The following is a 23,744-nucleotide window of genomic DNA, read 5'->3' as shown; positions in this document are numbered from 1 at the left end:
CGATCGGCACTCCCTTACAGCGCGATCCATGGTCCGCGTACGCTTGAATTTGCCCTCGTCCGAAGGTCGGGTCGCGCGGTGGCTGGTCGCCTTCATGACGCTCGGCTTCGTCGCGCTGGCGGCTGCAGCGATCGCGATCGGCTGGATCACGGTCCGCAACCGCACCTATACCGCCGAGATCCTCCACACCCAGGATGTCCGCCAAGCGGTCGCCACGCTCCATAGCCAGATGGAGCAGTCGGAGACGGCGCGGCGCGGCTATCTCCTGACCGGGATGCCGCTGTTCTCCGCCGCTTACGCCCGGAGCGCAGGCAATCTCGCACCGTCGATCGCCACGCTTCGTCGCCTCACCGCAGACAATCCGGCGCAGATCGCACGGCTCGACCTGATCGAGCCGCGCTTCGTCCAGTTGCGCGCGCTCAGGGCGCAGTCGATGGCGCTAGTCGCAAGCGGCCGGATCGCCGAGGCACAGCGCCGGTTCGCGGTCGATGCCAGCGTGCCGCTGATGCGCGGTATCCGCTACCGCCTCCAGGCGATGGCCGCCGACGAGGTCCGCCTGCTCGCGATCCGCAGCGGGCGCCAGCAACAGACCAGTGCGCTGTTCCTCTCGGTCGCAGGGCTCGCCGCGATCCTGCTGCTGATCGTCGCGATCCTCGCGATCCTGGTGATCCGCCGCTACACCGCCGATCTCGCCACCTCGCGCGACAGCCTGCGCGATCTCAACGAAACGCTCGAGGAGCAGGTCACGGAGCGCACCGCTGATCTCAGCCGCGCGAACGAGGAAATCCAGCGCTTCGCCTATATCGTCAGTCATGACCTCCGCTCGCCGCTCGTCAACGTGATGGGCTTCACCGCCGAGCTCGCCACCGCCGCCGGTCCGCTCGCCGAGCTGGTCGACCGTGCCGAGGCCGAGGCGCCGCATATCCTGACCGAGGACGCCCGCCTGGCGGCGCGCGAGGACCTGCCCGAGGCGATCGGTTTCATCCGCACCTCGACGCAGAAGATGGACCGGCTGATCAACGCCATCCTGAAGCTGTCGCGCGAAGGCCGCCGGACGATCGCGCCCGAGCCTGTCGATCCCGCGCAACTGGTCGACATGATCATCGGATCGATCCAGCACGTGATCGACGATCGCGGCGCGGTCGTGCGGGTCGAGCGGCCGATCCCGGCGGTCGTCACCGATCGGCTCGCGCTCGAACAGATCCTGTCGAACCTGATCGAGAACGCGACCAAGTATCTGAAACCCGGCCGCCCCGGCGAGATCGTCGTGACGGGGCACAAGGAGCGCAACCGTGTGATCCTGTCGGTGATCGACAATGGCCGCGGCATCGATCCGCGCGATCACCAGCGCGTGTTCGACCTGTTCCGCCGGTCGGGCGCGCAGGACCAGCCCGGCGAAGGCATCGGACTCGCGCATGTCCGCGCACTCGCCTATCGTCTCGGCGGTACGATCGACGTGCAGTCGACGCTCGGCGACGGCGCCACCTTCCGCCTCAATCTTCCCACCGAATTGTCGATTCAGGATATCAAGGCATGAACCAGCACCAGACCGTCGGGATCGTCATGATCGAGGACGACGAGGGCCATGCCCGGCTTATCGAGAAGAACATCCGTCGCGCCGGTATCCTAAACGATATCAAGCACTTCACCGATGGCACCACCGCGCTGGATTTCCTGTTCAACGCGGTCGACGGCCCGGCCAAGAGCGGCCCGGCGATGATTCTGCTCGATCTCAACCTTCCGGACATGAGCGGGACGGACATTCTGGCGCGGATCAAGGCGGAGGGCAGCCCGCTCAAGCGGACGCCGGTCGTCGTGCTGACGACCACCGATGACAAGGTCGAGATCGAGCGCTGCTACGATCTCGGCTGCAACGTCTACATCACCAAGCCGGTGAACTACGAGAGCTTCGCACAGGCGATCCGCCAGCTCGGGCTGTTCCTGTCGGTGATCCAGGTTCCCGAAACAGAGTGAGCGGGCCAAGCGTCCTCTACATCGACGACGACGCCGGTATCCGGCGGCTGGCGGCACGTGCGCTCGAACGCCGCGGCTACCGGATGACCGTCGCCGAGACCGGTGCGGAGGGCGTGGTCAAGGCCGCTGCCGAGCGCTTCGACCTGATCGCGGTCGATCACTACATGCCCGGCATGGACGGCCTGGAGACGCTCGAAGCACTCCGCCGCCTGCCCGATCAACCGCCGATCGTGTACGTGACCGGCTCCGAGGAAGGCCGCATCGCTGTAGCCGCGCTGAAGGCCGGCGCCGCCGACTACGTGGTGAAGACTGTCGGCGAGGATTTTTTCGACCTGCTCGCCGCCTCGTTCGAACAGGTCCGCGCGCGCTCGGTGCTGGAACAGCAAAAGGCGTCCGCCGAAGCCGATCTCCGCGCCAGCAACGCGCGGCTCGAGGCGTTGCTCGGTGAGGTGAACCACCGCGTCGCCAACTCGCTGCAACTCGTCTCGGCGATGGTCCGCCTCCAGGCTACCGCGCTGACCGATCCTTCCGCACGCGAGGCACTGGAGGATACGCAGCGCCGCATCCAGGCAATCGCGCAGGTCCACCGCCGGCTCTACACCAGCAACGACGTCGAGAGCGTCGACATGCAGGAATATCTCGGCGCGCTGGTCGACGAACTCGCCGAGACTTGGTCGACCGACGCCCTCCCGCGCGCGCTCAGCCTTGCCGCCGAGCCGATCCGCCTGCCGACCGACCGCGCGGTGTCGCTCGGCGTGATCGTCACCGAACTCGTCACCAACGCATGCAAATACGCCTATCCCAGCGGCGGCGGCGAAGTCCGGGTCGCGCTGCGCCGGATCGACGACGACATCTTCCTGCTGGCGGTCGAGGACGATGGCTGCGGCATCCCCGAAGACGCGACGCCGCGCGGCACCGGCCTCGGCACGAAGCTGATCAAGGCGATGGCGCAAAGCCTCCAGACGATAGTCGAATACGACCCGGCCCACACCGGCGTCCGCGCCACCCTGCGCGCGGCAGTACGATAAACGCGCAAGCTACAACGACGGACTGATCCGCCTTTCGTGCCCTTTACCGTTCGTCCTGAGTAGCCATCGAGTAGCGGCATAGCCGCGTATCGAGATGGCGTATCGAAGGACAGGTTAGCGCGCAGAACCGATGCTTCGATACGCGCCCTCGATACGCTTCTGCGAAGCTACTCGGTCGCTACTCAGCACGAACGGCCTTATCCTAGAGCGCGCGAACCGCGGCCAAAATCATCCGCCCGGTCAACCGCGCCGTCTCATCCTCAGACAAACGGGGCCGCGACAAGGTGCGGTGGCCAAGCCCGAACATGAAGGCAAGGATCAGTTCCTCCGCGCCTTCCAAGTCGTTGTCGGACAGGTCGGGGTTGGCGACACAGGCCAGGTCGCGGATCATGCTGCGGAACCCGCTGCACAGATCGGCGATGGTATCGGCGACATCCGTGTTACGGTGCGCCTCCGCCATGATCTCGAATGTGAGCGCCTCGTCGCCCTTTGACAGGGCCCGCCGCGACAGCTCGACGAAACCCTCCTCGATCGACATCCCGCACGACTTCACCGAGTCGTTCATGGTCTGCATTTCGGCCATCTTGCCGGTCGCATCCTCCATGACGATCGCCTGGATCACCGCATTCTTTCCGGTGAACAAACGATAGATCTGACCGACCGATACCTCGGCAGCCTGCGCCAGTTCGGACATCGGCGTCTGGTGAAAGCCTTGAGTCGCAAACAGATGCCGGGCCGCGGCGATAATACGCTCCCGGCTGCACTTCTCATGTTGCACTGCACTCAAAACAGAATTCCCGATGCGTTTTTTGATTGACCGGCCGCTCGCACAATCCTAGCGGGCAAGCAAGCGGAATGAACGTTCATTCCGGTGAACCTAATCTGCACGGACGTCGGGATGCTTAACATGCAGCAATTGAACCTTAAGGGATCGGTGGCGCTCTTCGCGCTCGCCCTGCTGTCGGCTTGTGGCAAGGAGCAGGCGCCGCCGCCTCCGCCCACGCCCACGGTCGGCGTCGTCACCGTCGGCGAAGAGTCGGTGGTGCTTACCTCCGAGCTTCCCGGCCGTATCGCCGCGGTGGAGACCTCGGAAGTGCGTCCGCAGGTCAGCGGCGTCGTCCGCGATCGCCTGTTCACCGAGGGCGCGATGGTCAGCAAGGGCCAGGTTCTCTACGCGATCGAGGACGCGCCTTACCGCGCGGCTCTCGCCAGTGCGCAGGGCCAGCTCGGCGCCGCCCAGTCGCAGATCAACGCGACCCGCCTCCAGGCCCAGCGCTACGGCCAGCTCGTCGCGCTCAACGCGGTCAGCAAGCAGGAGGCGGACAACGCCACGGCATCCGCCCAGCAGGCGCGCGCCAATGTTGCAGCGCAGCAGGCGGCGGTCCAGTCGGCCCGCGTCAATCTCGGCTTCACGCGCATCAAGGCGCCGATCTCGGGCCGCATCGGGCGTTCGCTCGTGACCGTCGGCGCGCTCGTCCAGACCGGCCAGACCGATCCGCTCGCGACGATCCAGCGCACCAACACCGTCTATGTCGACGTCGTCCAGTCTGCGGCGCAGCTGCTCGACCTCAAGCAGGCGATGGCGAGCGGCGGCGTGACTCGCGGCGACGGCAGCGCGCGCGTCCAGCTGATCCTGCCGAACGGCACGACCTATCCGATCGAGGGGCGCCTGCAGTTCGCCGAAGTCACGGTCGACCAGACCACTGGCGCTGTAACGCTGCGTGCAAGCTTCCCGAATCCCAACGGCCTGTTGTTGCCGGGCATGTACGTCCGCGCCAAACTGGTCGAGGGCACGCGTCGCCAGGCGATCATGGCGCCCACCGCGGGCATCACGCGCGATCCGCGCGGCGGTGCGACCGCGCTGGTCGTCAACGCGCAGAACAAGGTCGAGCAGCGCACCGTCACCACCGATCGCGTGATCGGCGACAAGTGGATCGTCACCAGCGGCCTGAAGCCCGGCGACAAGCTGATCGTCGAGGGACTGCTCAACCTGCGCCCCGGCTCGACTGTCAAGCCCGCCGCCCCGCAGCAGGTCGCCAAGCCCGCCGGCGCGGCACCCGGAGGCGGCGACGCGTCCGGTGCGACCAGCAACAGTTCCGCGCAGGCCGGGAAGTAACCGCCCATGTCACGCTATTTCATCGATCGACCCATCTTCGCGTGGGTCATCGCCATCATCCTGATGCTGGCCGGCATCCTCGCGATCCGGTCACTGCCGATCGCGCAGTTCCCTGAGATCGCCGCCCCCAAGGTGACGGTCGCGACGTCCTATCCGGGTGCCGACGCGCAGACGCTCGAGAACACGACGACGCAGATCATCGAGCAGCAGATGAAGGGCATCGACAACCTTCGCTACTTCGCCTCGACTTCGGACGGCTCGGGCAACCTCGCGATCACGCTCACCTTCGAGCAGGGGACCGATCCCGACATCGCGCAGGTCCAGGTGCAGAACAAGCTGCAACAGGCGACGCCGCTCCTGCCGCAGGAAGTGCAGCAGGCCGGTCTGCGCGTGACCAAGGCGACCGCCAACTTCCTGCTCATCATCGCCGCCTATTCGGAAAACGGCGACCACGATCAGGTCGATCTCGGCGACATGATCGCCTCGAAGCTTCAGGATCCACTCAGCCGCATCAAGGGCGTCGGCGACACGCAGGTGTTCGGCGCGCAATATTCGATGCGGATCTGGGTCGACCCCTTCAAGATGTCCAACCTCGGCGTCACCGTCACCGACATCACATCTGCGCTGACGGCGCAGAACGCACAGGTTTCAGCCGGTCAGGTCGGCAGTCTGCCTGCGGTGAAGGGCCAGTCGCTCAACGCGACCGTGACCGCGCAGTCGCGCCTCCAGACGCCGGAGCAGTTCCGCGCGATCATCGTCCGCTCGGCGACCAGCGGCGCGACCGTGCGCCTGTCGGACGTCGCCCGCGTCGAGATGGGCTCGGAGAACTACAGCTTCCAGGCACGCTATAACGGCAAGCAGGCGGCAGGCTTCGGCGTGAAGCTGGCACCGGGTGCCAACGCGCTCGACACCGTCAAGCTGGTCAAGGCCGAGGTCAACCGGATCGCCAAGCAGTTCCCGCCCGACGTCAAGGTCGCGTTCCCGATCGACAACTCGACGTTCGTGCGGCTGTCGGTCGAGCAGGTCATCCACACGCTGATCGAGGCGATCGTCCTCGTCTTCCTCGTGATGTTCCTGTTCCTACAGAACTTCCGCGCCACGCTGATCCCGACGATCGCGGTCCCGGTCGTGTTGCTCGGCTCGCTCGCCGTGCTCCAGGTCGCGGGGTTCACGATCAACACGCTGACACTGTTCGGCATGGTGCTGGCGATCGGCCTGCTCGTCGATGACGCGATCGTCGTCGTCGAGAACGTCGAGCGCCTGATCCAGGAGGAAGGGCTTTCCCCGAAGGAAGCCGCCAAAAAGTCGATGGACGAGATCAGCGGCGCGCTGGTCGGCATCGGCCTGGTGCTGTCGGCGGTGTTCCTGCCGATGGCGTTCTTCAGCGGCTCGACCGGCGTGATCTTCCGGCAGTTCTCGATCACCATCGTCTCGTCGATGGCGCTTTCGGTGCTGGTCGCGTTGATCCTGACGCCCGCGCTCTGCGCGACGATCCTGAAGCCCGCCAAGGAAGGGCATGGCGAGAAGAAGGGCTTCTTCGGCTGGTTCAACCGCACCTTCGACAAGGGCGTCGGCAAGTACGGCAACGGCTTGCGCCGCGTCGAGAAGGGCTGGGTCCGCACGATGCTGGTCTATGCCGTGATCGTCGTCGCGATGGCCTTCATCTTCGTCCGGCTGCCCTCGGGCTTCCTCCCCGAGGAAGACCAGGGCGTGATGTTCGCACAGGTCTCGATGCCGTCGGGCACGCCGATGGAGGAGACCGCCCGGACGATGGACAAGGTCCGCGATCACTTCATGATCGACGAGAAGGCGAACACCGCGGGCATCTTCACGATCAGCGGCTTCGGCTTCGTCGGCCAGGGCCAGAATGTCGGCATCGCCTTCATCCAGCTGAAGCCCTGGGAAGACCGTAGCGGCGCGGAGAACAGCGTCGCCGCGGTCGCCGCGCGTGCCAACCAGGCGCTGGCCGGAATCCGTGCCGGCATGGTGATCGGCTTCGTGCCGCCTGCCGTGCAGGAACTCGGCAACGCCAACGGCTTCGACTTCATGCTGAAGGACAATGCCGGCGTCGGTCACGAGAAACTGCTCGAAGCGCGCAACATGCTGCTCGGCATGGCCAGCCAGGACAAGCGCCTGATGCAGGTCCGTCCGAACGGCCTGGAGGATGCGCCTCAGCTGAAACTGAACGTCGACCAGGCGCAGGCGGGGGCACTCGGCCTCAGCCAGCAGGACATCAACACCACCGTCAGCACCGCGTTCGGTGGCGCCTACATCAACGACTTCATCGACCGCGGTCGCGTGAAGAAGGTGTTCGTGCAGGCCGACGCACCGTTCCGCACGACGCCCGCCGATCTCGGCAACTTCTACGTCCGCGGCACGACCAGCAACGCTATGGCGCCGTTCTCGTCCTTCTCGACGACGAGCTGGAACTACGGCCCGTCACGCCTCGAACGGTACAACGGCGTAGCCTCGTTCGAGATCATGGGTTCGCCGGCGCCGGGCGTCAGCAGCGGCACCGCGATCAAGGCGATGGAGGAGATGGCGGCCAAGCTGCCCCCCGGCATCGGCTATGAGTGGACCGGGCTCAGCTACGAGGAAAACCTGTCGGGCGGCCAGTCGACCACGGTCTATGCGCTGTCGCTGCTGATCGTGTTCCTCTGCCTCGCGGCATTGTACGAGAGCTGGTCGATCCCGATCGCCGTCCTGCTGGTGGTGCCGCTCGGCGTCCTCGGCGCGGTCGGTGCGGCGATGATCTTCGGGCTGAACAACGACATCTACCTCCAGGTCGGGCTGATCACGACGATCGGCGTGGCGGCGAAGAACGCGATCCTGATCGTGGAGTTCGCCGAGGAGAAGATGGGCGACGGGATGAACGCGGCCGATGCCGCGGTCGAGGCGGCCAAACTCCGCCTTCGCCCGATCCTGATGACGTCGTTCGCGTTCATCTTCGGCGTGTTGCCGCTCGCCTTGTCGAGCGGTGCAGGCGCCGGCGGCCAGAACGCGATCGGCTGGGCGGTGGTCGGCGGCATGCTGTCCGCGACCGTCCTCGCGATCTTCTTCGTGCCGCTGTTCTTCCTGCTGGTGAAGCGCGTCTTCAAGCAGGACAAGGCCGGCTCCGGGCAAGACCGCGATCAGGTCCGCAATGATGACGATAACCGTGACGGCGGCCATGACGATAACCGTCGTCCGCCCCACGACCAGCGGCCGCAGGAGGCCTGATCCGATGTTAGCTCCTATGCTCACGCGCAAGACCGCGCTCACGTTCGCCGCCGGGCTCACGCTCGCCGGATGTAACCTTGCCCCGAAATACGTCCGGCCCGAATTGTCGGTGCCGGCGGCAACGCCCGCCGGTCCTGCATATGCAGCGACCGATGCGGCCGGCGCGATCATGCCGGCGGATACCGCGTGGGAGGCGTTCTTTACCGACGATCGCCTGCGTCGCGTGATCCGTACCGCGCTGGAGAACAACCGCGACCTGCGCGTCTCGGTCGCCAACGTCGCGCAGGCCCGCGCACAATACCGCGTCCAGCGCGCAGACCTGTTCCCGACACTCGCCGCCAACGGCGGTGCGACCTATCAGAAGTCGCCTTTCGGCGTGGTCGGTGGCGGTACCGGCGGTGGAACGGGCGGTACTGGTGGCACTGGCGGCGGCACTGGTGGCGGTGCGGGCGGCGCGGTGTCCAGCGGCCGCGCCGATATCTATTCGGCCAATGTCGGCGTTTCGGCTTGGGAAATCGACCTGTTCGGCCGCGTCCGCAACCTGACCCAGGCGCAGCAGGAACAGTATTTCGCCGCGGAGGAAAACCGCAACGCCGCCCAGGTCTCGCTGATCGCCGAGATCGCGACGCAGTGGCTGACGATGGCCGCTGACCAGGATCGCCTCAAGATCGCGCGGGATACGGAGCGGGCGTTCGGCCAGACCGTCAAGCTGACGCAGGACCGCTTCCGGATCGGCATCGCGTCGGAGCTCGAGGTGCGGCAGGCGAGCACCAGCTACGATCAGGCGCGCTCGGATATCGCCGAAGCGACGACGCTGATCGCGCAGGACCAGAATGCGCTGAACCTGCTCGCCGGCACCACGCTGACCGCAGATTTGCTTCCCGCGCGGCTGGAGGAAACCAGCCCGACGCTGGAGAACCTGCCGGCCAACCTGCCGTCGGAGGTATTGCTGCGCCGTCCCGACATCGCCTCGGCCGAGCATCAGCTGATCGCGGCCAACGCCAATATCGGGGCGGCGCGCGCGGCGTTCTTCCCGAACATCTCGCTGACCGCGGCGTTCGGGACGATCAGTCTCGGCCTGTCGAACCTGTTCGGCAGCGGCACGCAGAACTGGTCGGTCGCGCCATCGGTCAGCCAGACGCTGTTCGATTTCGGCCGCAACAAGGGCAATCTGCGTTACGCCCAGGCCACGCGCGACGCGGCAGTCGCCACCTATGAGAAGAGCATCCAGACCGGCTTCCGCGAAGTCGCCGATGCCCTCGCCCGCCGCGGCACGATCGGCGCGCAGTTACAGGCGCAGACCTCGTTGCGCGACAACGCGGCAGGCGCGTTCAAGCTGTCGGAACTGCGCTTCCGTGCAGGCATCGACACGTTCCTCAACACGCTCGACTCGCAGCGCTCGCTCTACACCGCGCAGCAGAGCTTGCTGGCGGCCCGCCTGACCCGCGACAGCAACTCGGTGGAACTCTACCGCGCGCTGGGTGGCGGGGTCACGACGACCCAGTCCACCGACACCCGCCGGCCAAACTAGCGCACCGAAAAATCCTCCCCCGCCAGGGGGAGGTGGCGCCGAAGGCGTCGGAGGGGGAGGACACGGAACATGGGTGATCGCTTACTTCCCCCTCCGTCTGGCAAGCGCCAGCTACCTCCCCCTGGCGGGGGAGGATACAACGTCGAGAAGCCCTAGTTCGCCGGCTCCGACAAAGGCGCGAACCGCGCGACCTGCCGCCCGACCAGGCGCAACTGCTCGACCACCGCAGGATCGCTCGCGCCACCCTCGTCGTCGAACTTGGTCACCTGCGTATTGATCGCCGCGGCAAACGGCGTCGGCCACCCGCGCAGCGCATGGACGATCGAGCGCAGCGCGGCGATCGTGCTTCCCGTCGCCTGCCAGCCATAGGCCGTGGCGATCAGCCCGACCGGCATGTCCGCCAGATACGGCCGCTCGTCGCGCGCGGTTTCCTCCAGCAGATCGAGCGCATTCTTCACCACGCCGGAAATGCTCCCGTGATAGCCTGGGCTGGCGATGATCACCGCCGACGCGCCGCGCACCGCCTCGACGAATGCCTGCTCGTCCGCAGTGCGTGTCGTTGCTTTCGGATCATAGAGTGGCAGCCGCGCCATGTCGGCCCCGCCGAACATCTGCGTGCGATAGCCCTGCTTCTCGACCGCATCGAGCGCGATCCGCAGTGCGCGTTCAGTCGACGAGACGCCGCCGATCGTGCCGCCGATACCGACGACCAGCGGCAGAACGGCGGGAAGAGTGTCGGGAGCAGCCACGGTTTTATCCTGTTCGAAGGTCATGGGATGCTCTTCCCCGTTTCGCCGCACGATGACAACAGCGCTTCGGTCCGTTCTCGCTCCCCGGCTAACGCACCACCGCAAGCGCTGTCGCTAAGCCCCCGTACACGTTAAGCATGCGCATACGCCGTGCACGCTCAGGCTTGCCCGAGCTGTTGTATAACGATAACACACTCGATGTCCGCCGCTTGGCCGACCCGCTGGAACGACCGATGCGCCCCGATCCCTTCGACACCTCCCGTTCCAGCGCCGACTCGCAGGGTGACCGCGAGCCCTATGCCTATGAGCGCGAGCGGCTGATCACCGAACGCGAACGCCTGCGTCAGAAATACGAGGCGGAGCGGGGCGGCGAAGATCCGTACCCCTATGATCGCGAGCCGGCAGCGAGCTATGTCCCGCCCCGCACGCCGCGCCCGCGTCGTCCGATCGGTCGCTGGATTCTGCGCGGCTTCGGCATCGGCATCGTCCTGCTGGTGATCGCGATCATCTGGCTGGCGATCACCGCGCCCTTGTCGAAGTCTTTGCAGCCGCCCACCCCGCCCTCGATCACGCTCACCGCGGACGACGGCACGCCGATCGCACGGCGCGGGGCGATCATCGGCAAACCGGTCGACGCCGCCAAGCTGCCGCCGCACGTGACGCAAGCCTTCTTGGCAATCGAGGACCGGCGCTTTTATTCGCACTGGGGCGTCGACCCGCGCGGCATCGCGCGCGCGGCATGGGCGAACATGGGCTCGGGCGGCGTCCGCCAGGGCGGCTCGACGATTACGCAGCAGCTCGCGAAGAACGCCTTCCTCGATTCGGACCGCACCGCGACGCGAAAGATCCGCGAGGCGATGATCGCCTTCTGGCTGGAGGCGTGGCTGTCGAAGGACGAGATCCTCTCGCGCTATCTCTCGAACGTCTATTTCGGCGACAACACCTATGGGATCAGCGCCGCGGCCAAGCATTATTTCGGCCGCACTCCCGACAAGCTGAACGTCGGCCAGGCGGCGATGCTCGCGGGCTTGGTGAAGGCGCCGTCACGCCTCGCCCCCACCTCCAACCTCGAAGGCGCGCGCAAGCGGGAAGCCGTCGTGGTCGGTGCGATGGTCGATGCCGGTTTCCTCACCAAGGCCGAGGGCGATGCGGTCCGGCCACAGCGCGTCCTCGGCAGCCGCCCTTCGCAACTTCCCAACGGCACCTATTTCGCCGACTGGATCCTCCCTGAAGCACGCGACCAGGCGGGCGAGGTGAAGACCGAGACGACCGTCCAGACGACGCTTGATCCCCGGCTGCAACGCGCCGCGGAGCGGACCGTCGCGCGCGCGGGCCTGCGGCAAGCGCAGGTCGCGCTGGTGGCGATGCGTCCCGATGGTCGCGTCGTTGCGATGGTCGGCGGCAAGAATTACCGCAAGAGCCCATTCAACCGCGCGACCCAGGCGCGGCGCCAGCCCGGCTCGACCTTCAAGCTGTTCGTTTACCTTGCCGCAATGCGCCAGGGGATGACCCCCGATTCGACCATCGAGGACAGCCCGGTGACGATCGGCGACTGGTCGCCCAAGAACAGCGACGGTCGCTATCAAGGGACGATCACGCTCCGTCAGGCGTTCGCGCGCTCGTCCAACGTCGCCGCCGCACGGCTCACGCAACAGGTCGGCGTGACGGCGGTGATCAAGGCGGCGCGCGATCTCGGCATCTCGACGCCGATCCCGAACGAGGCGACGATCGGGCTCGGCACCTCGACCGTGTCGCTGCTCGAACTGACCGCCGCCTATGCCGCGATCGCGCGCGAGCAATATCCGGTGCAGCCGCGTGGGCTCGCCGACGTGCGCGAGAAGGGCTGGTACCAGTCGCTGACCGGCGGCGCGACCGAGATGCCGAGCAAGATCCACGACGAGATGCTTGACCTGCTGGCGGCCTCGATCCGTAACGGCACCGGGCGGCAGGCGAACCTGACCGTCGACGCGTTCGGCAAGACCGGCACGACGTCGGACAACAAGGACGCGCTGTTCGTCGGTTTCGCGCGCGACCTGGTGGTCGGCGTGTGGGTCGGTAACGACGACAATTCCTCCAACCCCGGCCTGTCGGGCGGCGGCATCCCGGCGCGGATCTGGCGCGACTTCATGCAGTCCGCGCTTGGGATCGCGCCGGTTGCCGCGCCGCCACCGCCGGTCGAGGAGGTCGATCCGGATGCGTTGCCGTCAGGGGATGAGGACAATGCGGTATTGCCGCTGGGCGGCGAGATCGAGGGTCTCGGCTTCAACCTGAAGATGGGCGAGGACGGCACCATCTCGGTCGGCCCCTCCCGCCGCGACCGGGAGGAGGGCCCGCCCCCACGCGACGATCGGCGACCGCCGGAGGAAGAACCGGGGCCTTACGAGGGACAGTAATTTCGCAAACACCACCACCCCGGCGGAGGCCGGGGCCCAAGTGGAAAGGTCGCTGTAACGATGCGCAGTCCTTCGCCATCTACCGCCCCCAATTGGGCCCCGGCCTTCGCCGGGGTGGAAGAGTAGAAGCGTGGAGACGTAACCTCAGCAAGCCCCACCACCCGTTGACGCCATCACCGCATCGCAGCATGTCTGCCGCATGCGCTTCTTCTCCGACAACGCCGCCACGATCCACCCGCAGGTCATGGCCGCGATCGCCGCCGCCGACACGCTCGACACCGCCTATGCCGGCGACGCGTGGAGCCAGCAGCTCGACGGCCGCCTGTCCGAACTTTTCGAGACCGACGTCGCAGTGCTCTGGGTCCCGACCGGCACCGCCGCCAACTGCCTCGCGCTCGCCGCGCTCTGCCCCCCGCACGGCGGCATCGTCTGCCACCGCGACGCGCACATCCAGAACGACGAGGGCGGCGCGCCCGAATTCTACACCCACGGCGCCAAGCTGTTCCTCGCCGACGGCGAGGGCGCAAAGCTGACCCCCGACACGATCCGCACCGTGATCGACGCGATCGCCGACGACGTCCACCGCGTCCAGCCGCACGCAATCTCGATCACCAACGCTACTGAATATGGCCGCGTCTACCTGCCCCACGAGGTCGCCGCGATCGGCGCGCTGGCAAAGGAGCGCGGGCTCGGCTTCCACATGGACGGCGCGCGCTTCGCCAACGCGATGGCGCGCGTCGGCTGCTCGCCCGCGGACATGACATGGCGCGCCGGCGTCGACGCGCTGAGCTTCGGCTTCGTCAAGAACGGCGCGATGAGCGCGGAGGCGCTGGTCTTCTTCAAGCCCGACCTCGCCGCCGTCACGCAATACCGCCGCAAACGCGCAGGGCTGTTGTTGTCGAAGGGGCGGTATCTCTCCGCGCAGATCCTCGCCATGCTCGACGACGACCTCTGGCTCGCCAACGCCAATGCCGCCAACGACGCCGCCGCCAGACTCGCCGCCGCTGCCGGCGACCGCCTCGTCCACCCGGTCGAAGCGAACGAAGTCTTCCTCCGCGCCACCCCCGAAGAAGCCGCAGCCCTCCGCGCGAAAGGCTTCGACTTCTACGACTGGGCCGCCGGCGAGATCCGCCTCGTCACCGCATGGGACAGCCCCGCGGACGCAGTCGGCCTGCTCGCCGATGCGATCCGGGAGTTATGACCCCCGGCCCGACCGACCCACCACAGTCGACCCGCGCGGCCGTACTGATCCCGTTCGGCATCGTCACGCTGATCTGGGGCTCGACCTGGCTCGTCATCCGCGACCAGATCGCAGTGGTGCCGCCGAGCTGGTCGATCAGCTACCGCTTCCTCGTCGCCGGCATCGCAATGGCGATCTACGCAGGGATCAAGCGCGAAAGCTTCAAATTCGACGCCCGCGGCTACGCGTTCGCGGCGGTGATCGGCGTCGCGCTGTTCACGTTCAACTTCAACTTCGTCTACCGCGCCGAGCATTACGTCACCTCGGGGCTGGTGGCGGTGGTGTTCGCCCTCCTGCTCGTCCCCAACGCGATCTTCGGCCGAATCTTCCTCAAGCAGCGCCTCGGGCGGCAGCTGATGGTCGGATGCGCCGTGGCGATGGCGGGCGTCGCGTTGCTGTTCGTCAACGAAGCGCGCGTCGATCCGCACGGCCCGCGCTCGGCGACGATCGGCATCGTGCTGACTTTGTGCGGCGTTATGGCCGCGTCGGTCGCCAACGTCATCCAGGGCAGCGCGTTCGCCAAACGCTATCCGATGGCACCGACGCTCGCGATGGCGATGCTGATCGGCGCGAGCCTCGATGCGGCATTCGCGTGGGCAACAACCGGGCCACCCGTATTCGAGCCGCGGTTCGGCTATGTCGCGGGCATCCTCTATCTCGGCGTGTTCGCGTCGGCGCTCGCCTTCCCGCTCTATTTCAACGTCATCCGCGCGATCGGTCCGGCCAAGGCGGCCTATTCGGGCGTGATCGTACCGGTGATCGCGATGCTGCTATCGACGATCTTCGAGCGCTATCACTGGTCGACGCTGGCCGTCGCCGGCGCGATCCTGTCGGGCATCGGCCTCGTCATCGCACTCAGCGCCCGCAGACCGGCGCGGTAGTCGGGCCAGGCGGGCGTCCAGCCGAGCACCCGCTTCGCCTTCCCGTTCGCCACCCGCCGGTTCTCGTTATAGAATCCGCGCCCCATCGCCGAAAGCTCCTCGAGCGTCACGAACGGCGGCGCGGGCATCCCGAGCAGCATCGCCGCGAACGCCACCACGTCGTTCTGCGACGCGGGCACGTCGTCCGCGAGATTATACGCCCCCGCCGGCGCATCGAACCCGGCGATCACGCCCGAGACGATATCGTCGACATGCGCGCGGCTGAACACCTGGCCGGGTTGCTCGATCCGGTGCGCCTTGCCCTGCCGCACCCGGTCGAGCGGCGAGCGGCCCGGACCATAGATCCCCGGCAACCGGAACGTCCGCGCGCCAATGGCCAGCCAGTCCGCATCCGCCGCCGCCCGCGCACTCCGACGACCACCACCGATCGGCGCAGTCTCATCCACCCACGCGCCTTGCGCATCGCCATACACCCCGGTCGACGACAGATAGCCGAGCCACGCGCGCGTCCGCAGCAACAGCGAACCGTAGCGCCCGAGCACAGGGTCCGCCTCATGCTCGGGCGGCACCGACGACAGGATGTGCGTTGCCGCCGCGATCTCCGCCGTCACCGCGTCTACATCGTCGAACCGGAGCGTATCATTGCGCCCATCGCGTGTCGTACCGACGACATGCCAGCCATCCGCTGCCAGCCGCTCCGCGATCCGCGACGCGGTGTACCCCAGACCGAAGATCAGCAGCCGGCTCATACGATCAGTTCCCCGTCCTGGTGGGCGCCATCGGCCCCTTGTAGAGCGTCCCGAAATAATCGCCCGCATTCCACACCGGACGCTGCGCACCATCCGCGATCTCGCGCGCGATCCGGTAGTTCGCATCGACGAACCGCACGCCCTGGTCCCACAGAATCGGCTGCGTCAGGTCGTCCGACGGCTTGTGATAATTGTTCGCCATGAAATACGCGACCGCCGCCTTCCCCGGCCCCTTCTGACCCGGCCACAAAAACACCGAAGGAATACCCTTCTGCACGAAGCGGAAGTGATCCGAACGGACGAAGATCCCCTCCTCCGGCATCGGATCGGGCGACAGGCCGACGCCGATCGCCGCGACCGCCTTCTGCACGATCGGGCCGATCGTCGAACGCTCGGCGCCGAACACCACCATGTCCTCGAATTTGTAGGTCAGGATCGGCATGTCGAGATTCACGTCCGCGACGATCGAGGTCAGCGGCACGGTCGGGTGGTTGGTGAAGTAATCGCTGCCGACCAACCCCTTCTCCTCGCCGGTGACGGCCAGGAACATGATCGTGCGCTTGGGAGCCTGCCCGCTGGCGGTGAAGCGCCTGGCCTCCTCGATCAGGCTGGCGATACCGATCGCGTTGTCGAGTGCACCGTTGTTGAGCGCGTCGCCCTTCACGGGTTTCGTGATGCCGATGTGATCGAGATGGGCGGAGAGCACGACGACCTCCTTGCCGACCACCGGATCGCTGCCCGGGATCACGCCGACGACGTTGCTGCTGGCAGCGGGCACGAAGTTCGTTTTGGTCGCTACCGTCAGCGTACCGACCAGCGGCACCGCCTTGAACTTCGCGTTGTCGCGGTCCGCCTGCCTCACGATCCGGCTCCACGGCGTCTTCACACCGGCGAACAGCTTGGCCGCGCCAACCATGCTGACCGTCCCGAGCGACGGTGCGCCGGGCGCATCGACCTTGCCGGTGCCGTCGGAGTTCGCCCACGTCATCCGCGGCGTCGCGTAGGTGTCCGCCAGCTTGCCGAACGTCCGTACCTTGGCCGAGCGCGGGCTTTCCAGCGTGATCACGCCGACCGCGCCCTTGGCCTGCGCGATCGCCGCCTTGGTCCCGCCCGAGCCGAAGAACGCGCGCTCCTCGCCGCCGAACCGCGCGGGCGAGCCGCCGAAATACGCGACGATCTTGCCGCGCACGTCGACGCCCTTGTAGTCGTCCTGGCCATATTGCGGCGCGTCGATCCCGTAGCCGACGAACACGACGGGCGCCGAAACGCTGGTCTCCGCCTTCGCGCCGTTCGCGGCGGGCACGTAATCCTCACCGAACACCAGCGGCTGCGCGGCCCCGCGACCGGTCCAGACGAAATCGCCCTTGCTCGCCGCCTTGTACGATACCAGCGGCACCGCCTGAAGATACCCCCCCGCATCGCCACCCGGACGAAGCCCCGCGGCATAGAATTGCGCGGCGACATATTGCGCGGCGATGTCGAACTCCGGGCTCCCCGCCTCGCGCCCCTTCATCGCATCCGACGCGAGGAACAGCACATGCGCCTTCATCGCCGCCTGATCCGCGGGCAGCGATGCCGCAAGTTTCGCGTTCAGTTCGGCAGCGTTCGGAGCGGTCGCCGGTACGGCCTGAGTTGCAGGCGCGGGGGCAGCTTGGGGCGCAGTCTGTGCAAGGGCAGAGGTAGAAAGCGCGAGCACCGCGAGCGCGCCGATAGGACGATACATCCGAAAATCCTTGCAAAGGGAACGTGTTGCAGCGGCGTAGCATCCACCGTCACCCGCGCAAGCTTTGGCTGGCGATAGGCGGCCGCCGCCCTATATTCGCCAGCATATGCTCGACATCCAGAACAGTCTCGCCCACCCGCTCGTCATTCGCCGCGAGGACTATACCCCGCCCGAATGGCTGGTCCCCGAGACGAAACTGGATTTCGACCTCGATCCAGCGACCACGCGGGTCACTGCAATCTTGTCTGTCACGCGCAACGGCGATCACGCCTCACCGCTGCGGCTCGACGGCGCAGGACAAAAGCCGCTCTCGGTCACGGTCGACGGCGTGGCGATCAACGACTGGCGGATCGATGGCGAACAGCTCGTCATCCCGCTCACCGGCGCCGCGCATGTCGTGGAGACTCAGGTCGAGATCGCCCCCGATCGCAACACGCAATTGATGGGGCTCTACGCCTCGGGCGGCAATCTCTGCACCCAGTGCGAGGCCGAGGGCTTCCGCCGCATCACCTACTTCCCCGACCGCCCCGACGTGCTCAGCGTCTATTCGGTCCGGATGACTGCGGACCAGAAGCACTTCCCCGTGCTGCTCGCGAACGGCGATCCGGTCGAACAGGGCGATCTCGAAGACGGCCGCCATTGGGCGACCTGGCACGACCCGTTCCCCAAGCCGTCGTACCTGTTTGCGCTGGTGGCGGGCGATCTCACCGTGAACCGCAGCAGCTTCACGACGATGTCGGGCCGCGAGGTGTCGCTTGGGATCTGGGTACGCGAGGCCGATCTGCCCAAGACCGACCACGCGTTGAAGGCGCTCGAACTCGCGATGGCGTGGGACGAGACGACCTATGGCCGCGAATACGACCTCGACGTGTTCAACATCGTCGCGGTCGACGATTTCAATTTCGGCGCGATGGAGAACAAGGGCCTCAACATCTTCAACTCGCGCTACATCCTGGCCGATCCGGATACCGCGACCGATTACGACTACGACGCGATCGCCGCAGTCGTCGCGCACGAATATTTCCACAATTGGTCGGGCAACCGGATCACCTGCCGCGACTGGTTCCAGCTTTCGTTGAAGGAAGGCTTCACGGTCTACCGCGACCAGGGCTTCTCCGCCGACCAGGGTTCGCGCGCGGTCAGGCGCATCGAAGACGTCCGCGGCCTGCGCGCGTCGCAGTTCCCCGAGGATTCCGGCCCGCTCGCGCATCCGGTACGCCCGGAATCCTACCAGGAAATCTCCAACTTCTACACCGCGACGATCTATAACAAGGGCGCCGAGCTGATCCGGATGATGGCCGCGATCCTCGGACCGGAGGGATTCCGCGCGGGCACCGACCTGTATTTCGATCGCTACGACGGAACGGCGGCGACCTGCGAGGATTTCGTCACCTCGATGGAGGAAGGCGGCAAGGTCGACCTCACCCAGTTCCGCCTCTGGTACTCGCAGGCGGGCACCCCGCGCGTGTCGGCCAGCCTGTCGCAGGACGGCGACCGTGCTACGCTACGTCTCGCCCAGCAGGTGCCCGCGACGCCGGGCCAGCCGGTGAAGTCGCCGATGGTGCTGCCGTTGCGCGTGAAGCTCTTCGGCGCGGAGTCCGGCGCGGCGCTGACCGACGAGCGCCTCGTCCTGTTCGAAGACACGCTCGATACGATCGTGTTCGAAGGCCTCGCCGAACGCGCAGTCCTGTCGATCAACCGCGGTTTCTCGGCCCCCGTGGTGGTCGAGACCGACCGCACCGCCGCCGATCTCGCTTTCCTCAGCGCACACGACGACGATCCGTTCGCGCGCTACGAGGCGATGCAGCAATTGATGCTCGATACGCTGGTCGCCTCGGTGGAAGGCCGCACGGATCACGAAGGCGTGATCGCCGCGGTGGCGAACACGCTCGCCGACGCCGCGCTCGATCTGGCGTTCGTCGCGGAGGCGGTGTTGCTGCCGTCGGAGAGCTTTATTGGCGACCAGATGGCCGTCGTCGACCCCGAGGCGATCTTCCGCGCGCGGGAGACGCTGCGTCGCGATCTCGGCACGCGGCTCGAAGCGCAATGGCGGCAGGCTTACGCACGCGGCGAGGGCCAGCCCTATGCCTACACGCCCGAGGGCAAGGGCCTGCGTCGCCTGCGGTCGGTCGCGCTCGGCTATATAGCGGCGAGCGGCGCAGCGGATGCGGCTGACCTAGCGTTTGCGCAGTTCGATTCGGCGGACAACATGACCGACCGGATGGGCGCGCTGACGACGCTGGTCAGCAGCACATCCGACATCCGGACCACTGCGCTCGATATCTTCTACAGCCAATATTGCGACAATCCGCTGGTGCTGGACAAGTGGTTCCAGGCGCAGGCGCAGTCGTCGCGCGACGATACCGGTGCGGTCGTCGCCGGGCTGGCGGAGCATGCCGACTTCACCCTGACCAACCCCAACCGCGCCCGCTCGCTGATCGGCGCGTTCGGCGCGAACCAGCGTGCGTTCAACACCGCGGACGGCAGCGGCTATCGCTTCCTCGCGGACCAGTTGATTGCGCTCGACCGCCTGAACCCGCAGACCGCGGCGAAACTCCTGCCACCGCTGGGTCGGTGGCGGCGGTTCGATGCGGGTCGGGCGGAGCTGATGCGCGCGGAACTGGAGCGGATCGTGCGGACGCCAGGGTTGTCGAAGGACCTGTTCGAACAGGCGTCGAAGAGCCTGGAGGGCTGAACCTGATCCTCCCCCGCCAGGGGGAGGTGGCTGGCCCTTGCCAGACGGAGGGGGAGGTAAGCGATCACCGTTGTTGCTGAGTCCTCCCCCTCCGTCGCCTTCGGCGCCACCTCCCCCTTGCGGGGGAGGATCGCAAAGTCACCTCGCCTACCGACGGTCCACGAAAAACTGCCGCAAGATCGCCGCCGCCTCGGTCTCGGCAATCCCGGCATAAACTTCAGGCCGGTGATGGCACGTCGGTTGAGCAAAGAACCGCGGCCCATGCTCGACCGCACCGCCCTTCGCATCCGCCGCCCCATAATAGAGCCGCGCGATCCGGGCATGCGCGATCGCCCCGGCGCACATCGCGCAAGGCTCCAACGTCACCCAAAGATCGCAGCCCTCGAGCCGATCGCTCCCCAACGCCACAGCAGCCGCGCGAATCGCCTGGATTTCGGCATGCGCAGTCGGATCGCACAACGCACGCGGCGCATTGGCGCCCACGGCGATAACCACCCCGTCCTTAACGACGACGGCGCCAACCGGGACTTCCCCGGCCAGCGCCGCATTACGGGCCGCATCAAGCGCGCGGCGCATGGGTTCGGGGACGGGGAACATGACCTCAGGCCCTGCCCCGCCGCCCGCGTGCCGTAAAGCTCAGTTCGGCGCCTGGCTGTTGGCGGGCTTCTCGACGTTGATCGTCGGCACGGCCACGGTCTTGTTCTCGGTGCCGAGCGTGACCTTGGCGACGTCGGCCTGGAACTTCGGCGCCTGGACGACGCCCTGGCGGGTCTGGTCGATGTTGATGATCCCGAAATACATCAGGCCGACCACGACCAGCACGACGATCGCGACGAGTGACAAGAGCGTACGCATGAGACATCCCCTTTTTGAACGGCTCGCATTGAACAGTTCGATAGCGTAACAACGTCCTCGATCGCGGCAGGTTGCACAACCGCCTTGACGTGAATCGGTTGACGAAAGCCGGCGTGCCAGCTATCCGCGCGCCTTTCCGGGGTTCCTCCCGACACTTGAATAGGTAATCACATGTCGCGCATTTGCGAACTGACCGGCAAGGGCCGGATGGTCGGGAACAACGTCTCCCACGCCAACAACAAGACCAAGCGCACGTTCCTGCCGAACCTGCAGAACGTCACGCTGCTCTCCGATTCGCTCGAGAAGGGCGTCAAGCTGCGCGTCTCGACGCACGGCCTGCGCACCGTCGAGCACAATGGTGGCCTCGACAACTGGCTGGTGAAGACCTCGGACGACAAGCTGTCGCTCCGCGTTCGCCGCCTGAAGCGCGAAGTCGTCAAGAAGATCGCAGCCTCGGCAGTCGCCGCCTAACAGCGACGATTGAAGGTCGCCGCTTCATAGCGGCGGGCAAGACGATCACCGCGGCCCGCCCTGCACACCGCGGGGCGGGCCGTCGGCGTTTGTGGTTGCGCCAAGTCTGCCTAGGCCCGTTACTTCTATAGACCCCTCTCCAGGTCGCTCCTCCCACCTCACCCGTCACCCCAGCGAAAGCTGGGATATTTCACGTGACAGATGACGCCCGCCTCACGGGGAGATCCCAGCTTTCGCTGGGATGACGAGAATTGGCGGGGAAACTCCGCTACCGATCCAACCGGAACTTCAGCAGCAGCGTCCGCTGGAGAAACATCTGGTTGTCGTCCGACACGATCCACACGATCGTCGCGCCGTTCTCCTCCGTGGTGTCGATCCCCTCGAAATTGTCGTGGATCAGCGGCGCATCGATCGTCGCGATCAGGCGCCCGCGCGCGATTCGCCCCGCAGCCACGTCCCGCGCGGCCACCCGCGATATCCGCGCCGAGAACGTGAACGGCAGGCGAAACCCACGATCGAGCGACAGCAGATCGCCATTCGGCAACGCGGTCACGTCCGAGGGATCATACCGACCATAAGGCTCGTAGGCGAAACGCGAAGGCGGCGCGGCACCGGTTGGATCCCCCGCGAAGATCAACGCCTGCCGCGTCCGCAGTCGCGCCTTCTCCGACCCGGTCCAGTCCGATCGACGCACATGCGCCTCCTCGCTGATCACGACGAATCGGCCATCCGGCAGCCGAGCCATCGATTCCGGCCCCCCGTTCGCCGGCCATTTGCGCATCGCGCCCGGCGCCACCCGCGCCTCGTACCGCGCGAACCCCGGCGCATAACGCCAGATCGTATTGCCATCCTCGAACCCGACCCAGATCCTGCCCGTCGCCGGATCGATCGCCATCGATTCGCTGTCGCGGTCGCGCTTTTCCCAGCCGATGCCGGGCCCGGCGGGCAGGTTGGTGAAGGCGATACGGTGCGGGCGCCAGTCCGGCCCCATGTCGAACTGCACGACATTGCCGCCGTCGCTGAGCAGCGTGAAGCGATTCCCGGTGACCGCGGCGGCGACGTCGAGCGACGAGAACCCGCCGAACGCCCGGTCGCGGCTGGCGAGCGCCACGCCGCCAAGATACGTCAGCCCTCCGACCCGGACATGCCGTGGGTTGGTCCGATCGAGCATCACGCGAGTCGCGGTGAGCTGCGCGCGATCGCCGAGCAGGTCGAGCCGCGCTTCGCCCGACCAGGTCGGCACGACGGCGCAGACGCTTACACACACGAACAACAAGGTGAGCAGGCGCCGCATCGCGTCCTCATAGGGGCTCGGGGCGCGCACGGAAGCATGAACCGCGGATAACGGAGGCATTCAGGCTCGGCTCAATGCGAATCACCCATAAGCGTTTCATCGAGGATGGAAGCACGGCAGACGCCGCCGCCGAAATCCCCAACGGGAGACGCACGATGTTCAAGACTTTTACCCTCGCCGCCAGTGCCCTCGCATTGGGTGCGACCGCCCTCGTTCCCGCCGCCGCCGATGCGCAGCGTTATGGCTCGCGCTACGAGCGTGGCTACGATGGCTATCAGGGCGGCTATCGCGACGGTGGCTACGATCGTGGCTATCGCCAGTATCGCGGCAACGATCGCCGCTACAACTACAACGCGCGCAACCGTCGCGGGTGCGACAACAGCGGTGGCACCATCGTCGGCGCACTCGCCGGCGGCCTGCTCGGCCACACGATCGCAGGTCGCGGTGACCGGACGCTCGGCGCAGTGCTAGGCGCCGCGGGCGGTGGTCTCGCCGGCAACGCGATCGATAAGTCGGATAACCCGCGGTATTGCCGGCGCTAAGTCCGGCAACGCCCGGGCCGATGCGAGCGAAAGCGAGCAAGCGCCAGCACGGACGGCGGGCAGGCAGCGCCTGACCCGACCGACGACGGCTTCGCCGACGTCGCGCCCCGCTTAGGCCACCACACCAGTTCCCCAGTTCCCTCGCGTAGCGTATCGAGGGCGAGGGCCGGCTTCCCGTTCGGAAGCCGGCCCTTTGTTCGTTTATTGCTCCCCTCCCTGGAAGGGAGGGGTTGGGGGTGGGTCGGTTTCCGTATCACGGCACGGTTGCGACCAAAGCTGGCCAA

At 66.6% G+C, this 23,744-nt stretch carries 19 protein-coding genes; 12 read left to right on the top strand and 7 right to left on the bottom strand.

What is annotated here, in order from left to right; translation table 11 throughout:
- The first annotated feature begins 28 nt into the window (after positions 1 to 28).
- From H8S47_RS14990 to H8S47_RS14980, 3 genes are read left to right on the top strand one after another with little or no spacing between them, the layout of a single operon-like run.
- Positions 29 to 1,537 (top strand): sensor histidine kinase, encoded by a 1,509-nt coding sequence (locus H8S47_RS14990; RefSeq protein ID WP_187504623.1) that lies wholly within the window; start codon positions 29 to 31, stop codon positions 1,535 to 1,537.
- Positions 1,534 to 1,974 carry a response regulator gene (locus H8S47_RS14985; RefSeq protein WP_187504622.1) on the top strand — a complete coding sequence of 147 codons (441 nt, stop codon included), beginning with the start codon at positions 1,534 to 1,536 and terminating at the stop codon, positions 1,972 to 1,974. The genes H8S47_RS14990 and H8S47_RS14985 overlap by 4 nt, the downstream gene beginning before the upstream one ends.
- Positions 1,971 to 3,002, top strand: a complete 1,032-nt coding sequence (locus tag H8S47_RS14980) for a sensor histidine kinase (protein ID WP_187504621.1) — start codon at positions 1,971 to 1,973, stop codon at positions 3,000 to 3,002. The genes H8S47_RS14985 and H8S47_RS14980 overlap by 4 nt, the downstream gene beginning before the upstream one ends.
- A 202-nt stretch (positions 3,003 to 3,204) precedes the next feature.
- Here H8S47_RS14980 and H8S47_RS14975 read toward each other — a convergent pair whose 3' ends face one another.
- Positions 3,205 to 3,696 carry a TetR/AcrR family transcriptional regulator gene (locus H8S47_RS14975; RefSeq protein WP_235982943.1) on the bottom strand — a complete coding sequence of 164 codons (492 nt, stop codon included), beginning with the start codon at positions 3,694 to 3,696 and terminating at the stop codon, positions 3,205 to 3,207.
- Between the two features lie 213 nt (positions 3,697 to 3,909).
- Between H8S47_RS14975 and H8S47_RS14970 the strand changes: the two genes are divergently transcribed.
- From H8S47_RS14970 to H8S47_RS14960, 3 genes are read left to right on the top strand one after another with little or no spacing between them, the layout of a single operon-like run.
- On the top strand, positions 3,910 to 5,118 hold the full coding sequence (locus tag H8S47_RS14970) for an efflux RND transporter periplasmic adaptor subunit (protein WP_187504619.1): 1,209 nt from the start codon (positions 3,910 to 3,912) through the stop codon (positions 5,116 to 5,118).
- A 6-nt stretch (positions 5,119 to 5,124) separates the two neighbouring features.
- Entirely contained in the window at positions 5,125 to 8,337 is a 3,213-nt protein-coding gene (locus tag H8S47_RS14965) for an efflux RND transporter permease subunit (RefSeq protein ID WP_187504618.1), read from the top strand.
- 4 nt (positions 8,338 to 8,341) lie between these two features.
- Positions 8,342 to 9,868, top strand: a complete 1,527-nt coding sequence (locus H8S47_RS14960; protein ID WP_235982941.1) for an efflux transporter outer membrane subunit — start codon at positions 8,342 to 8,344, stop codon at positions 9,866 to 9,868.
- Positions 9,869 to 10,020: 152 nt separating this feature from the next.
- Here the strand turns inward: H8S47_RS14960 and H8S47_RS14955 are convergent, their stop codons facing one another.
- Entirely contained in the window at positions 10,021 to 10,641 is a 621-nt protein-coding gene (locus H8S47_RS14955; RefSeq protein WP_187504617.1) for an NADPH-dependent FMN reductase, read from the bottom strand.
- A gap of 209 nt (positions 10,642 to 10,850) precedes the next feature.
- Between H8S47_RS14955 and H8S47_RS14950 the strand changes: the two genes are divergently transcribed.
- The 3 genes from H8S47_RS14950 (at position 10,851) to H8S47_RS14940 (ending at position 15,131) form a co-directional block, all read left to right on the top strand.
- Positions 10,851 to 13,010, top strand: a complete 2,160-nt coding sequence (locus tag H8S47_RS14950; protein WP_235982939.1) for a transglycosylase domain-containing protein — start codon at positions 10,851 to 10,853, stop codon at positions 13,008 to 13,010.
- A gap of 199 nt (positions 13,011 to 13,209) precedes the next feature.
- Positions 13,210 to 14,211, top strand: a complete 1,002-nt coding sequence (locus H8S47_RS14945) for a threonine aldolase family protein (protein WP_187504616.1) — start codon at positions 13,210 to 13,212, stop codon at positions 14,209 to 14,211.
- Positions 14,208 to 15,131, top strand: coding sequence for a DMT family transporter (locus tag H8S47_RS14940; RefSeq protein ID WP_187504615.1), 924 nt, complete (start codon positions 14,208 to 14,210; stop codon positions 15,129 to 15,131). Before H8S47_RS14945 ends, H8S47_RS14940 begins: the two co-directional genes overlap by 4 nt.
- Here H8S47_RS14940 and H8S47_RS14935 read toward each other — a convergent pair.
- Together H8S47_RS14935 and H8S47_RS14930 are read right to left on the bottom strand one after the other, a co-directional pair.
- Entirely contained in the window at positions 15,044 to 15,880 is an 837-nt protein-coding gene (locus H8S47_RS14935) for a Rossmann-fold NAD(P)-binding domain-containing protein (protein ID WP_187504614.1), read from the bottom strand. The genes H8S47_RS14940 and H8S47_RS14935 overlap by 88 nt on opposite strands.
- A gap of 4 nt (positions 15,881 to 15,884) precedes the next feature.
- A complete protein-coding gene (locus H8S47_RS14930; RefSeq protein ID WP_187504613.1) occupies positions 15,885 to 17,603 on the bottom strand; it encodes a M28 family metallopeptidase in 1,719 nt (572 codons plus the stop codon).
- 106 nt (positions 17,604 to 17,709) lie between these two features.
- Here H8S47_RS14930 and pepN point away from each other — a divergent pair, with 106 nt between their 5' ends.
- Positions 17,710 to 20,298, top strand: coding sequence for an aminopeptidase N (gene pepN, locus H8S47_RS14925; protein WP_187504646.1), 2,589 nt, complete (start codon positions 17,710 to 17,712; stop codon positions 20,296 to 20,298).
- 147 nt (positions 20,299 to 20,445) lie between these two features.
- Here the strand turns inward: pepN and H8S47_RS14920 are convergent, their stop codons facing one another.
- Positions 20,446 to 20,895, bottom strand: a complete 450-nt coding sequence (locus H8S47_RS14920) for a nucleoside deaminase (RefSeq protein WP_235982938.1) — start codon at positions 20,893 to 20,895, stop codon at positions 20,446 to 20,448.
- Between the two features lie 39 nt (positions 20,896 to 20,934).
- Positions 20,935 to 21,153, bottom strand: coding sequence for a hypothetical protein (locus H8S47_RS14915; protein WP_055874129.1), 219 nt, complete (start codon positions 21,151 to 21,153; stop codon positions 20,935 to 20,937).
- Positions 21,154 to 21,324: 171 nt separating this feature from the next.
- Here H8S47_RS14915 and rpmB point away from each other — a divergent pair, with 171 nt between their 5' ends.
- Entirely contained in the window at positions 21,325 to 21,624 is a 300-nt protein-coding gene (rpmB, locus tag H8S47_RS14910) for a 50S ribosomal protein L28 (RefSeq protein ID WP_055874131.1), read from the top strand.
- A 268-nt stretch (positions 21,625 to 21,892) separates the two neighbouring features.
- Here the strand turns inward: rpmB and H8S47_RS14905 are convergent, their stop codons facing one another.
- A complete protein-coding gene (locus H8S47_RS14905; protein WP_187504612.1) occupies positions 21,893 to 22,918 on the bottom strand; it encodes an esterase-like activity of phytase family protein in 1,026 nt (341 codons plus the stop codon).
- 155 nt (positions 22,919 to 23,073) lie between these two features.
- On the opposite strand from H8S47_RS14905, the gene H8S47_RS14900 reads away from it, so the two are divergent.
- Entirely contained in the window at positions 23,074 to 23,460 is a 387-nt protein-coding gene (locus H8S47_RS14900; RefSeq protein WP_187504611.1) for a glycine zipper 2TM domain-containing protein, read from the top strand.
- Positions 23,461 to 23,744 lie beyond the last annotated feature (284 nt).

Source organism: Sphingomonas albertensis (assembly GCF_014358075.1).
GTDB classification, from domain to species: Bacteria; Pseudomonadota; Alphaproteobacteria; order Sphingomonadales; family Sphingomonadaceae; genus Sphingomonas; species Sphingomonas albertensis.
Note: the sequence above shows the minus strand (reverse complement) of the source record. Positions and strands in the feature narration are given on the sequence as shown.